The organism is Prevotella sp. 20925_1_30 (assembly GCF_041433025.1).
In the GTDB taxonomy this organism is placed as follows: Bacteria; Bacteroidota; Bacteroidia; order Bacteroidales; family Bacteroidaceae; genus Prevotella; species Prevotella vespertina.
This window is the reverse complement of record NZ_JAPWAR010000005.1, coordinates 105659-119440: the sequence shown is the minus strand read 5'-3', so window position 1 is coordinate 119440 and position 13782 is coordinate 105659. Positions and strand designations below refer to the sequence as shown.

Here is a 13782-nt window from a genome sequence, read left to right as displayed (position 1 = left end):
TTATGAGTATTCTGATCAACAAAAATACAAGACTAATTGTACAAGGTATAACTGGTCGTGATGGTAGTTTTCACGCATCAAAGATGAAAGAGTATGGAACCAATGTTGTGGGTGGTACCTCTCCTGGCAAGGCAGGACAAGAAGTCTGTGGTATCCCTGTTTTCAACACGGTGAAAGATGCGGTGGCTGCAACACAAGCAAACACTTCTATTATCTTTGTTCCTGCACCTTTCGCTAAGGATGCTATGCTAGAAGCTATTGATGGCGGCATTCAACTTGTTATCTGTATTACTGAAGGTGTACCAACACTCGACGCTGTAGCTGCACAGCATTATGCTAAAGTTCATGGTGTAAAGGTTATCGGACCTAACTGCCCTGGCTTGATATCTCCAGAAGAGAGCATGGCTGGTATTATGCCAACGAACATCTTTAAGAAAGGGCATACTGGCGTCATCAGTCGTAGCGGTACTTTAACTTATGAGGTAGTGCATAACCTCACACAAGCAGGTCTCGGACAATCAACAGCCGTTGGCGTTGGTGGTGACCCTGTTGTAGGTCTTTACTTTGAAGAACTATTACAGATGTTCCAAGATGACCCAGAGACGGATAGCATTGCACTCATTGGTGAGATTGGTGGTGACGCTGAAGAACGTGCCGCAAAGTTTATAAAGGAGCATGTAACTAAACCCGTAGCTGTCTTCATCTCTGGACAACAAGCTCCTCCGGGCAAACAAATGGGGCATGCTGGTGCTATAATTTCAAGTGGCTCTGGCTCTGCAAGCGAAAAGATAGCTGCGTTTGAGGCTGTTGGAGTTCCTGTTGCACGTGAGACAAGTGAGATTCCAACACTACTAAAGCAACAGATGAAGAAGTAAAGATGAGGTATCTCACAAAGAGATAAATCGTTTATACAATAAGTAGGGACAGACGCTTTCGCCTAACTGAAGCACATTTGCTTTAATAAATAGACGAGGCTGTCTGTCTTTACTTTTAGTCTGTCATCGAAATACTCTAGACAATATCTACATGAAGACACAACCTTTATTTGTTCATTAGTTTCATAAACATTAAGTACTAATCAATACTTGCTTTTATAGAAAAGTCGTAGAACTTCATAGGGGTAACTTTCGCCTCAATAAAACATTAACCTTAACTTGAACAAAACTTATAGTTTGTCATGTATAAACTATCTATTATAAATTGATAATCAATTATATAGTCGTTAATATTAAACTTTTAATATAGAATAAAACAGCCTCCAATTTAGAGTTAATTTTCACGTTAACTTAAAGTCGATTTATACTTTAAGTTAAACGTAAAGCGTACTTTAACTTAGACTTCAAATGTACTTAAACTTAGAGGTGGATAGTACTTAAAATCAGACTATCATCCTGCACACGGGAGTAAACCGAAGATAATCCTAATGTAGTTTGCTAGAACATTTGCTCACGTCATAATTAAACAGTACTTTTGCATGAACAAAGATTTGATATGGAAGAAAAGACAAACACACAAGAAGAACAAATATTAATCAGGGTAACAGGGCAAGACCGACCGGGACTAACAGCGTCTATCATGGAAATACTTGCACAATATGACGCACATATCTTAGATATTGGTCAGGCGGATATTCACTCCACCCTATCACTCGGTATTCTCATCAGAATTGACAAACAAAGCTCAGGGCAGGTGATGAAAGACTTGCTCTTCAAAGCTACAGAAATTGGTGTAAACATTGGTTTTGCATCAATCAGTGACGATGAGTATGAGGAATGGGTGAATCAACAAGGTAAGAACAGATACATCCTTACTATTATTGGGCGATCGTTGTCGGCAAGGAACATACAAGCAACGGCACAAATCATCTCGGCGCATGGCTTTAACATTGATGCTGTACGACGCCTTACTGGACGGCAAAGTATTAAGAAACATTACTTGCACGTCAGAGCCTGCATTGAGTTTTCACTTAGAGGAACCCCTACCGATTATCAACGCTTACAAGCAGAGTTGATGCAAATGAGCCATGAACAAGGTATTGATTGTTCTCTACAGAAGGATGATATGTATCGTCGTATGCGCAGACTCATCTGCTTTGATATGGATTCGACACTTATTCAGACCGAGTGTATTGACGAACTTGCAAAGCGAGCTGGTGTTGGCGAACAAGTGGCAGAGATCACAGAACGTGCGATGCGTGGTGAGATTGATTTCAAAGAGAGTTTCGCTGAACGTGTAGCACTATTGAAGGGATTAGATGCTGGCGTAATGAAAGATATTGCAGAATCAATGCCAATTACGGAAGGCGTAGACAGATTGATGAATGTGCTGAAACAATGTGGTTATAAAATAGCGATTCTCAGCGGTGGATTTACTTATTTTGGTGAGTTCTTACAGCGTAAATATGGTATTGATTATGTCTATGCAAACGAACTAGAAATAGATGAGCATAATAAGTTAACTGGGCGTTACCTCGGCGATATAGTTGACGGAAAACGCAAGGCAGAACTATTGAAGCTACTGGCTCAAGTTGAGAAAGTCAATCTCGCACAAACGATTGCTGTAGGCGATGGTGCTAATGACTTGCCCATGATTTCAGAAGCGGGATTGGGCATTGCTTACCATGCAAAGCCACGTGTGCAAGCTACTGCCGAACAAAATATAACAACTATCGGGCTTGATGGTGTATTGTATTTTCTTGGATTCAAGGATAGTTACTTGGGAGACGCAGGGAAGCTTTAAGCAAAGAAGTTTCTTCTGAGTGAAGGACAATCTTTCTTTTGTTAAACCGACAGAAACAAACATCCTCGTTTGTCCAAAGCTCTTTAAATTGAGTGGGCAAACGAGGATGTCAATATCTAGGAGTAAACTTATAGTAAGATTACAGAAGTCAGACTACTTATGCGCACATAAATAGCCAGGTGTCTACACTAATTCCGTGTAAGCCATAGTCATTTCATCCATTAATCTTTCGAAGTTTTCAGAGTTTAATGAAGCCTTGCGGAACATCATTTCTAAATTCTCCTCCTCGAGAAGAATAGGTGAGTCATGTAACAAAGATTCTATGCCCGAGAGCATTAAACGATAGATTGTTGCTTGTCGCAAGTCGTTCGTAGATGCTTGTGCACTTGTAACGCCAGTTACATACGCTTGCATCTGTACACGCACCACAGAGCGAATGGCTAAAGAAACAGGAACTGTATCGTCAGCCTGCAAGCTAGGGCAAGAAGCAAAGAACTCCTCCTTTGTCAACAAATGCCCTTCCATTAAAGCAAAGACGTTTTTCTGATATTCCGCAGTCACCAAGTCGTATAATTCCTTTGATCCACAAGCATAGCGCAAGAGCAACTTTGAAGAAGTAGAAGAGGAGAAATGCCTACGCTTCATATCAGTAGTCACCTTATCAAAGTCATCATAATTCAAACGAATGAGAACGGGGAATAGTACCGATACAAATTGTGAAGACAGGTTATCGAAGTTATTAACTAACAACTGCTTATACTCTCGTGGTTCTAATTTCTTCTTGTCGGATGATAAAGCATCTATCTGTCCAGAGAAGAAAGAATGAAAGTAGCCTCTGACCATTGCAGTGGCTACTCTCGATCGGTTAATGTCCATTATTCTCATATATTCTTTAATTTATCTATGACCTCCAAATACACTCCCAGTTGACGAACTAGAAGCACCTGTGCTTGAAGGTGATTGGCTTCCAAATGAAGGTTGACTCGGTGAGTCCATCCTACGTGCGTTACCAAATGAAGCTCTATTCTCATTGCTTGGCTGTTGAGGGAAAACAGGTGTACTCTGCGAAGGAGAATAAGAAGGAGATGGCGCTTCACGTCTAGCGTTTCCAAACGACTGATTGTTTGGACGTGAGTAAGTATTATTTGGCGTACTACTCCTCGTATTGTTCATATCCATGTTCTCTCGAGTAGCATTACCAAAACTGCGATTCCCTTGCTGGCTGTCTGTTCTAGGTGAGTTGGGCGCATTCCAGGAACCATCATTTGGATAAGGATTTTGATAAACCCTTGTACTGCTTGGCATTGGAGCTTGATCCCTACGGGAACCGAACTGGCTTTGATAATAGCTACTTGGACGACCACCCCTATAAGAATAATACTCCGAAGGACATGTACGGTAGAAGTAATTGCGATCACCATAACGCGAATAAACGCGGTAATAGTAATTGTTGTTACTCCAATAAACTGGACGATAGAAGTAGTCTTCCCTTGTAAAGTAATTATACTGGTTAGTATTCAACACAAAATATAAATCTCTGTTTCGTTGATCCCAGTAACTACCATATAAAGAGTTGCCTCCCTGTAAGTTCAGTAAATAGTCTAAGTTAATCTCATAGACAGCTGCATATTGAGCGTCGTTCAAACGTAACTCATAAGCCATCTTATCAGATAAGAATAATGCTTGTCGACGAGCTTCTTCATAGCCGAGACGATAATAACTATCGCCGTAATCATCATAACGACCATAAGAGTCATCATACACACTTCCAACTGCTCCCACAGGACCACCTACACCCATTCCTACTGAGAATAGAGAGCCACAAGAAGTTAGACTTAAACTTGTAAACGCCAATGCTATTGTATATAAAAATCTTCTATCCATTGCTATCATATTAAGTTAATAACTACCTTTATTTTACAATGACAAAGATAGCTGATAACGTTTAAATACACAATAGGTAAATTCCTAATTACGAAGGGAATGTTCCTATACTATAGTCGCATTACTCTACTTCCTCAACGATTGTATTAGGAATTTCTTTAGATCTTAATAATTCATCTAAACTCTTAAAGGTGTAGGCAGCCTTATCTTGAACGACAGTCTTAGAGAAGCGGTCACGTAAGCTCATTAGTTTCTGAACAGCCTCTTGATAGTTATCGGCAGTTATACGATCAGCCATCTGTTGGGCGTTCGCTGGAGTAAAATTAAAATACTGCACAAGGTACTGCTGGAACTGACGACGTTGTGCTTGTATCATGTTCTCTAACTGCGCATTCATCTTGTCCTTAGTACGATGGATGATAAAGATTAAACGGTCGGGTTCGCCACCACGTTGCCCATGATCATACTTCTTGTCATACTCAAAGAAGCAATCACAAGAACCTTTCTCGGATAATTCCTTTAACTCTTGCATGGCAGGATCGAGTACTCGACGGCAGAAGTCTGAGAACTTTTTATAATTATTCTCAAGACGTAACATCTTGCGGAAATCTAATGTTGCAATGACGGCACGCCCCTTATCTGCCCATGACTCGATAAACATATAGATGCGCTGTGTGTATCTATTCTTACAAGCAAAGACAATCTGCTTACCAAACTTATGATAACCTAAATCTAAAGAAACCAGACGTTCAGCTACTGTATGATCCAACTTTAAAATTGCATACTTATTATAGGAACGGTCTTCGGGAATATATACATCACAAAGGTTAGTTGCCTTCGTGTACTTACGCCCTTCACTCGTCTTATAAGGTATCTCAACAGGGATGGAAGCTAACATCTTCAATGAATTGCGAAGTTGAGGATAATGGTTAGGGTCAACACCTAATTCTTTGAAAGGCAACTTAATCGGCATTCTTCCATCTTCATCAAGCTCATCTGTCTGAAACAAATCTAACTGAAAGCCTCGTTTACTCTTCAAGATTCCATGCAAAATATCTTGTAAACTCTCAACAATAGAAACGAGGATGCGGACTTGAATTAGCGAGTAATCATGACGCATCATTGTCACAGCAATTGGCTGTAATAACCATGTCTCTTCTTCAATAGGGATGAGGTCGTTCGATATGGTACGACTCTTTAGTGGTGCCTTTTGGGCTTTTGCTCCACGCTTACGAGTTATCTTCTTGCTGGATATCTTATCAGTCATATCTGTTTAATTTGCCTTAGCTCTATATCTTTTATTGACTTGAAGTTACAAAGATACTGTTTTTTTTTGAACAATCAACTAATAACAGCGAAAATGATAACTTATCATTAGTCGATTGATTAAGGCTAAACGCAAATAGCTTTAAAGGTTAAACGATTGCTTTGATGCTACTTATTTCCACGCATAAGTTAACACATAATCATGTGTAACTTCGCTTACAAACTTTATGTCGATATTACTTCTAAGGTTAGTAACATGGTCTAAGGCAACGTTTACCTTCATCTCTTGAAGGGCTAAGTGCTCTTCTGAAAACAGTTTATAGGTGGTTTCCTTTGCACACCAAGCTATAAGCTGGGAACGTAAATCGGTGAAGGGCTCGTCAGAGCGAAGGTAACGAGAGGTGATACGACTCACACGATTGGACACATACTCAATGTCAATCCCTACTTCAAAGTCCGTGGAAAGGATAATAGCAACATAACCAATGGTGTGAGATATACTAATGTGATAACCCTCGATAGTTGGTTTACCATCCTCATTATGATTGATAACAGGAACATAACCCAACATAGCAAAAAGAAGACGTTGCTCGCCTTCTTTCTCTGCCTTTCGTCCTTTGTCTATCGGCAAAAGACCGATAGTGATTTTATCAAAAACGTCACGCGTTATCCTCACAACCTATGATCACCTTGACTTTACTAATACGACGTTCATCTATCTCTAACACTTCAAAGGTATATCGCTTATACTTCAAAATCTCATGCACAGCAGGGAAATCGCCTTTGATCTCCAACAATAAACCAGCGAGTGAATCAGCGTCACCTTCTACGTCATCAAACTCATCATCTGGAAGATTGAGTATTTTGGTAAAGTCATTCAATAAGGTTTTACCTTCAAAGATATAACTATTAGCGTCTAATTTTGTGTAATTATGCTCTTCCTCATCGTACTCATCATTAATCTCCCCGACTATCTCTTCTAAGATGTCTTCGAGCGTAACTATACCACTGGTTCCACCAAACTCATCCACAACGATTGCAATATGAACTTTGTTCTCTTGGAACTCACGTAGAAGGTCGTCAATTTTCTTCGTTTCAGGAACAAAGTAAGAGGGGCGTATCAAGCTTTGCCATCTAAAGTTAGCTGGCTTTGATAGATGAGGGAGCAAGTCTTTGATGTAAAGAACACCTCGGATATTGTCTTTATTATCTTGATAAACAGGGATACGAGAGTAGTTGTTATCAACAATACACTTCAACACATCCTCATAAGAACAGCGTATATCAAGGTCTATTATGTCTTGGCGAGAAGTCATCACCTCCTTTGCGGTCTCATCACCAAAACGTATAATGCCCTGCAACATACTTTGCTCATCTTTGATGTCACTCTTATCGGTAAGCTCCAGTGCTTGTTCCAAATCATCGATTGATAATTGCCTATTCTCTTTCTGTAAGACTTTCTCTGCGAAAGCACCACTCTTTAAAAGAATTGTCTCTATCGGCCAAAATAACTTACGAAAGAACATAACCCCTTTCACTGCCTTACGACAGAAGGCAAGTGGATTCGTACTACCATATACTTTAGGAATAATCTCACCAAAAAGTAACAACAAGAAGGTTAATAGAATCGTAACACAGAGAAATTGTAACCATTCTGCACTAAATGTTAGCAAATTGATGAGAATGTAATTACACAGCATGATGATGGTCACATTGACAAGGTTATTCGTTATAAGAATAGTTGCCAGTGTGCGCTCACTATCATCACGAAGTTTCTGAACCAACATATCCAATGGGCTTTTATCTGGGTCCATAGCCTCTAAATCTGCTGGAGACAAACTAAAAAAGGCTATCTCTGACGCACTAGCAAAGCCAGATAAAAGGATAAGAAAGAATGCCAAGAGGATAGAAACAAGTATACTTGGACTTATTGGATTAACGGTGATATAAGAAGATATATCTAATAGAAAACTATCCATTAAAAAGGTAATTTGTTATTATCAGAGATGGAATTATCAGCATCTTTATTCTTCTCTTCTGACGCATTTTCCATCTTTCGAGATGCACTTAACCATTCAAGATTATCCACATAGATTTCTGTAACCTGTCGACGCACCCCTTTTTTATCATCATAAGAACGATTCCTTATACGTCCTTCAACATATAGCTTGTCGCCCTTATGAATGTATTGTTCGGCATACTTTGCCAAGCTCTTAAATAGTACTATATTATGCCAATCAGTACGATCAGGAACTTTCGTTCCACCAGGAAGCTCATATCCACGCTCTGTTGTAGCTAACGTAAAGGTAGCAACACATTGATCCGCATCATAATAGCGCACTTCTGGTTCACGACCAACATTACCAATTAACATCACTTTGTTCATATAGCACAAATCTAAAAGAAAGAGAAAGACTTTACTTCCACATTCCCAAATACTTAAATCTAAAGTTCTTACCTTTAGCTGAAGGGAACTGACTTCTATTGTCAACTCTCTCCTTCAAGTATTCAACCATACGTGTATAACAATCCCAGCCAGAAACAGCCTTGCATTGTACAACAAAATGCGTGTCCCTGTATTCATGCTTACCTGTAGATGGTATTAAAACAACACGCTTGAAATCAAGTTCACCTTCATACCAGCCCTCACGTTCTTCATTAAGATGCATAATTGCAGGATTCTCCTTACGCTGTATATTATCAACGCTAGGACGCAATGCTTTCTTCTGTTTAAAATCCATCATACTAGGAGCCTCTGTCTTTATGACGATAAAATAAACACGAGGACGAACCTTATAACGTTTAGGATAGAATACATCACTCGCTGCATAATTCCTAATATCATCTTCCAATTCTGGAGTGAGTTGAATATCAGGAATAGAACTCAAAAAATCTAACGCCTCTTCAACATTATGTACTAATACTTCACTATCGAAATACCGTAAATATAAATTCATAAAGATAATGTTATGTATGTTTCTCTTTCTAACAAATAAGAGCGGCAAACGAGACTCGAACTCGCGACCCCGACCTTGGCAAGGTCGTGCTCTACCAACTGAGCTATTGCCGCATACAATGTAAGTAATTACTTACCAAAATCTGCATGTGAAGAGGAGGAGACTCGAACTCCCACGAAGCAATTTTCACTACCCCCTCAAAGTAGCGCGTCTACCAATTCCGCCACCTCTCCAATATGCCTATAATATTCAAAGAACTTCCGTGCCCAGAACAGGACTCGAACCTGCACGTCGTGAAACACACGCACCTGAAACGTGCGCGTCTACCAATTCCGCCACCTGGGCATTAGTTTTGAGATAACTAAAAAGCCTTTCAGAATATCAAAGAGCGGCAAACGAGACTCGAACTCGCGACCCCGACCTTGGCAAGGTCGTGCTCTACCAACTGAGCTATTGCCGCAATAAAACATCTACTTACTCTAAAGATTGATGATTGTCGGGGCGACAGGATTCGAACCTGCGGCCGCCTGGTCCCAAACCAGGAGCGCTACCGGGCTGCGCTACGCCCCGTTGCATATCCAGGAATTATTAGCAGTATTTCTGAATTGCGAGTGCAAAGGTAGTACTTTTTTTTGAAACTACCAAATGTTTCTGCGATTTTTCTATCAAAAAGTTCATTTATTTTTTAAACAAAGAACTTTTGACATCCCAAGAATATATGTAAAAACCTGATAAACAATACTATACATTAATCTACACCTACATAGGACAAAATAATACAGAAAATTACATTCCATCGTCGTCTGCATTATTTCAATTCAAATTTACTTTTAAAGGGTATTTTGCGACAAAGAGTTTAGCAAATAAGAAATATCAAAATGAAAACAAATGAAAATCATGTCAATCACAAAATCACAATCACAAAATCACAAAATCAATTATGGTAGTATTATGCTTTTTCTTTATGTAAATAATGTATCATTATATATTATTATTTATTAATAAGGTATTATATTATATAAGAATCCCTTTTTACACATTGAAAATCCTTTTTGTGATTTTGTGATTGTGATTGTGTGATTGGGAATAAAAAAGCCTCCCCCGACCCCTCCGAAAGGAGGGGAGCGCAAGTTCGCAAGTATTTTGCAGAAAACTATCAGATAAAGAGCCCAGCCCTTACCCCTCGTGTGCGCATAGGCACTCCCCTCCTTTCGGGGAGGTCGGGTGGGGCTTCTGTATATCTCTCTGTAAAACAGACAGTTACAAAGGTATTTGCGGAACTTGTTACTCCAGTACCCCAAAAAACGATTGCTTTCTGAATAAAGTTGCTTACCTTTGCAAACAGAAAAGAAAAAGCCTCACCAACAGCCCCACCCGACCTCCCCGAACCAACGGTCACTGACCGAAGGGAAGTAAAGGGGAGGAGTGCAGATCGCGAGATTGCCCCAAAAAGTTTCAGAAGTTAGTGCTCGTATGCTTAGAGATAAGCGTTCTTAGCGTCAAAGATTAGCGTTAGAAAACTCAAAGATTAACCTTAGCAAGGTCAGAAATTAGCGTTAGCAAGATCAGAAATTAGCGTTAGCAAGGTCAGAGTCAAAAGCAAATGCACTACAAAAGATTCTGATTAATGTGATTAGGAGAACTTGGTTTTCAAAAAAATGAACATAGAAAAAAAATAAAAAAAGAAGATTGCGTAATAACACACAACCTTCTCCTCTATTTCAGTGACGAAAATATCAATTAGAAGAAACTTCTACTTAATGATACCTTCTTCTTTAAAAATCTTCTTCAACGCCTGTACGCCACGCTCAACCTGCTCCTCTGTATGAGTAGCCATCAAAGCAAAACGAACAAGTGTATCTTGAGGTGCACAAGCAGGAGGAATAACAGGGTTGATAAACACACCTGCCTCATATGCCAACTTCGTTACAATAAAAGTCTTCTGTATATCACGAACATAAAGTGGAATGATCGGACTCTCTGTCTCACCAATCTCGAAACCCTCCTCCTTGAAACGCTTCAAAGCATAGTTTGTAACTTTCCATAAATGTTCTATACGCTCTGGTTCATTTTCTAAGATATGAAGAGCCTCTAAAGCCGCAGCTGTAGCTGAAGGTGTATTACTTGCAGAGAAGATGTACGTACGACATGTATGACGAAGATAATTGATTGTATCCTTGTCTCCTGCAATAAAACCACCTATTGATGCAAGACTCTTTGAGAACGTTCCCATGATCAAATCGACTTCATCTGTTACATGGAAATGATCACAAACGCCCCTACCCTGACGACCAAACACACCTAAACCATGTGCCTCATCAACCATAATAGAGCAGTTGTATTTATGCTTCAGTTTCACAATCTCTGGTAGATTAGCTAAATCACCTTCCATTGAGAAGACACCATCTACAACGATAAGTTTCACAGCCTCATGCGGAAGTTTCTGGAGAACACGCTCCAAATCCACCATATCATTATGCTTATAGTGAAGTTGAGTTGCGAAACTCAAACGACGACCATCAACAATACTAGCATGATCACGATCGTCACAAATAATATAATCACCACGCCCAACAACCATTGCTAGAACGCCAGCATTGACTGAGAAACCAGTAGAGAAAACAAGAGCTTCATCCTTTCCTTCAAAAGCTGCAAGTTCTTTCTCTAATTGAACATGAAGATCCAACGTTCCATTCAAGAAACGACTACCTGCACACCCTGTACCATACTTGTCTAAAGCACGATGTGCTGCGTCTATAACACGCTGATCATTTGGCAGACCCGTATAGGCATTAGAGCCAAACATGAGAATCTCGTTTCCATCGATATCTGTAACTTCTGTTCCTTGCTTACTCGTAATCTCGCGGAAATAAGGATAAACTCCTGCTTCTATAAACTTCTGCGGATCACGGTAACTTTTGTACTTATCTTGTAACTGTCCCATTATATTTAATATGGTGTAGCCAACGACTACATAATAATTATTTTAGGTTGCAAAGATACTAACTTTGTACGACAAAAAGAACAATTTGATTAGAAAAGTGCTTTTTAAAGTTTTTTTCATACCCCTTTCTCAATAAGATATAAGATTAATGTGTAACTTTGCCGAAGGAACTATACTCTGACCATACAGCACTATGAATAAGAAAAGAATCGTTTTCATTCTTAACCCTATATCAGGAACTATCAGCAAGGCTGGTATTCCCGATCTTATTGAAGAACGACTTAACAAAAGTGAATTTGATTACAACATATTAGAAACACAATATGCAGGACATGCCACAGAGTTAGCAAAACAAGCAGTAAAAGAGGGCGTCAATATTGTCGTTGCTGTTGGAGGCGATGGGACTGTAAACGAAATCGGTAAATCATTAATCAACACATCGACAGCTATGGCGATCTTACCCTGTGGGTCAGGTAATGGACTTGCACGCCATTTAAATCTACCGATGAACCTCAAGAAATGTATAGATATCATAAATGAATGCGAAATTAGAGCCTTAGATTATGGTATCATTAATGAGCACCCTTTCTTCTGTACCTGTGGTATGGGCTTCGACGCATTTATATCAATGCAATTTGCTCAAGCTGGTAAACGAGGACCTATCACCTATATGCAAAAAGTTTTGGAAGAAGGACTCAAATACCAACCAGAAACTTATGAGATAGAAGATGAAGATGGAGTCAAACGCTACAAAGCCTTCCTGGTATCAGCCGCCAACGCTTCTCAATATGGTAACAACGCTTACATAGCTCCTCAAGCTTCTATGAGTGATGGACTATTAGACATCATTATCATGGAACCTTTCGATATTATTGAGGCACCACAAGTAGCTATTGAACTCTTTAACAAAACTCTTGACAAGAACCTCAAAATCAAAACTTTCAAAGCAAAGAAAATACATATCCATCGAAAGAAAGAAGGAGTAATCCACTACGATGGAGACCCTGTACTTTCTGGTGCTGACGTTGATATATCTATTGTGTCAAAGGGAATCAACATCGTGATTAATCACAATGCTGATAAGACACGCAGGCAGCCCAATATACTACAAACAGCTTTCTCAGAGATTTTCTATAACATTGACTTAATGAGGCAGGATATCACCAAACAAAGTAGAAAGGTGCAAGCTATCAACAAGACAATATTACGTAAGTTGAATATATAACTGTACCAATAAGACGAATGGGCTTTACACTAAAAAACTTTCATATCACCCAAGAACATTCTGCTATGAAAGTTGGCACTGATGGTATACTCCTTGGAGCATGGGCGCAAGGTGGCGCAAGGATATTAGATATTGGAACAGGAACTGGACTTCTAGCATTAATGATGGCTCAGCGTTTCCCTAATGCCTACATTGATGCTATAGAAATCGACGCAAAAGCATTAGAAGATGCAACGACCAACACACTATTATCGCCATTTAATAATAGAATTAGTCTCATCCACACTTCACTACAAGAGTATCATCCAGATACATTCCAAACTGACTTTGACCATATTTATGATGCGATTGTAAGTAATCCCCCCTACTTTATAAAATCACTAAAAAGCCCTTTACAAGAAAGGACTATTGCAAGACACACAGACTCTTTAACACCCCATGATTTACTACATCACGCATCACGCCTATTGAAAGAAGGAGGGCTTCTCTCTATCATTATTCCATCAGACAATAAAATTATTATAGAGTCAGAGGCTGTATTTTGTGGATTATCAACCACTAAAGTTGTTAATATAAAAACAAAAGATTCCAAGTCACCTAAACGGTGTTTACTCGAATTAAAAAAAACATTAACCGCACCGAAAAAAGAGACAAACGTAACATTAATGCAAGACAATGGAGAGCGTTCAGAGTGGTATCATCATCTTACTAAAGATTTTTACATTAAGTAAGAAAACGACTCATCACCATAGAATTGCATCAAGGTT

The 13782-nt window shown here is 39.3% G+C and carries 12 protein-coding genes and 5 tRNA genes; 4 read left to right on the top strand and 13 right to left on the bottom strand.

The window, feature by feature from the left end:
* Window positions 1-2: 2 nt before the first annotated feature.
* The gene (gene sucD / locus O3603_RS03790; RefSeq protein ID WP_009435237.1) at window positions 3-875 is read left to right on the top strand and encodes a succinate--CoA ligase subunit alpha; all 873 of its coding nucleotides are present in this window, start codon (window positions 3-5) and stop codon (window positions 873-875) included.
* Window positions 876-1491: 616 nt separating this feature from the next.
* Window positions 1492-2739: a phosphoserine phosphatase SerB gene (gene serB, locus O3603_RS03785; RefSeq protein ID WP_009435236.1), complete on the top strand. Its 1248-nt coding sequence runs from the start codon at window positions 1492-1494 to the stop codon at window positions 2737-2739.
* Between the two features lie 183 nt (window positions 2740-2922).
* Here the strand turns inward: serB and O3603_RS03780 are convergent, their stop codons facing one another.
* The 13 genes from O3603_RS03780 to O3603_RS03720 form a co-directional block, all read right to left on the bottom strand.
* Window positions 2923-3624, bottom strand: coding sequence for a hypothetical protein (locus O3603_RS03780; protein WP_371520718.1), 702 nt, complete (start codon window positions 3622-3624; stop codon window positions 2923-2925).
* A gap of 12 nt (window positions 3625-3636) precedes the next feature.
* Window positions 3637-4623 (bottom strand): hypothetical protein, encoded by a 987-nt coding sequence (locus tag O3603_RS03775; RefSeq protein ID WP_371520715.1) that lies wholly within the window; start codon window positions 4621-4623, stop codon window positions 3637-3639.
* A 121-nt stretch (window positions 4624-4744) separates the two neighbouring features.
* Window positions 4745-5890, bottom strand: a complete 1146-nt coding sequence (locus O3603_RS03770) for a replication initiation protein (RefSeq protein ID WP_314868516.1) — start codon at window positions 5888-5890, stop codon at window positions 4745-4747.
* Between the two features lie 171 nt (window positions 5891-6061).
* Window positions 6062-6565 (bottom strand): 4'-phosphopantetheinyl transferase superfamily protein, encoded by a 504-nt coding sequence (locus O3603_RS03765; RefSeq protein WP_315441025.1) that lies wholly within the window; start codon window positions 6563-6565, stop codon window positions 6062-6064.
* Window positions 6549-7868, bottom strand: coding sequence for a gliding motility-associated protein GldE (gldE, locus tag O3603_RS03760; protein ID WP_371520712.1), 1320 nt, complete (start codon window positions 7866-7868; stop codon window positions 6549-6551). The genes O3603_RS03765 and gldE overlap by 17 nt, the downstream gene beginning before the upstream one ends.
* Window positions 7868-8275 (bottom strand): single-stranded DNA-binding protein, encoded by a 408-nt coding sequence (locus O3603_RS03755; RefSeq protein ID WP_004383312.1) that lies wholly within the window; start codon window positions 8273-8275, stop codon window positions 7868-7870. The genes gldE and O3603_RS03755 overlap by 1 nt, the downstream gene beginning before the upstream one ends.
* Window positions 8276-8306: 31 nt before the next feature.
* Window positions 8307-8846, bottom strand: coding sequence for a hypothetical protein (locus tag O3603_RS03750; protein WP_315441024.1), 540 nt, complete (start codon window positions 8844-8846; stop codon window positions 8307-8309).
* A 40-nt stretch (window positions 8847-8886) separates the two neighbouring features.
* Window positions 8887-8959 (bottom strand) — tRNA-Gly (locus tag O3603_RS03745).
* A 36-nt stretch (window positions 8960-8995) separates the two neighbouring features.
* Window positions 8996-9079: transfer RNA gene (locus O3603_RS03740), tRNA-Leu, on the bottom strand.
* A gap of 30 nt (window positions 9080-9109) precedes the next feature.
* Window positions 9110-9191 (bottom strand) — tRNA-Leu (locus tag O3603_RS03735).
* 42 nt (window positions 9192-9233) lie between these two features.
* Window positions 9234-9306: transfer RNA gene (locus O3603_RS03730), tRNA-Gly, on the bottom strand.
* Between the two features lie 36 nt (window positions 9307-9342).
* Window positions 9343-9416, bottom strand: a tRNA-Pro gene (locus O3603_RS03725).
* A gap of 1183 nt (window positions 9417-10599) precedes the next feature.
* Window positions 10600-11790: an aminotransferase class I/II-fold pyridoxal phosphate-dependent enzyme gene (locus O3603_RS03720; RefSeq protein WP_009435141.1), complete on the bottom strand. Its 1191-nt coding sequence runs from the start codon at window positions 11788-11790 to the stop codon at window positions 10600-10602.
* A 193-nt stretch (window positions 11791-11983) separates the two neighbouring features.
* Here O3603_RS03720 and O3603_RS03715 point away from each other — a divergent pair, with 193 nt between their 5' ends.
* The gene (locus O3603_RS03715; RefSeq protein WP_371520708.1) at window positions 11984-13015 is read left to right on the top strand and encodes a diacylglycerol kinase family protein; all 1032 of its coding nucleotides are present in this window, start codon (window positions 11984-11986) and stop codon (window positions 13013-13015) included.
* A 17-nt stretch (window positions 13016-13032) separates the two neighbouring features.
* Window positions 13033-13746: a tRNA1(Val) (adenine(37)-N6)-methyltransferase gene (locus O3603_RS03710; protein ID WP_371520706.1), complete on the top strand. Its 714-nt coding sequence runs from the start codon at window positions 13033-13035 to the stop codon at window positions 13744-13746.
* Window positions 13747-13782 lie beyond the last annotated feature (36 nt).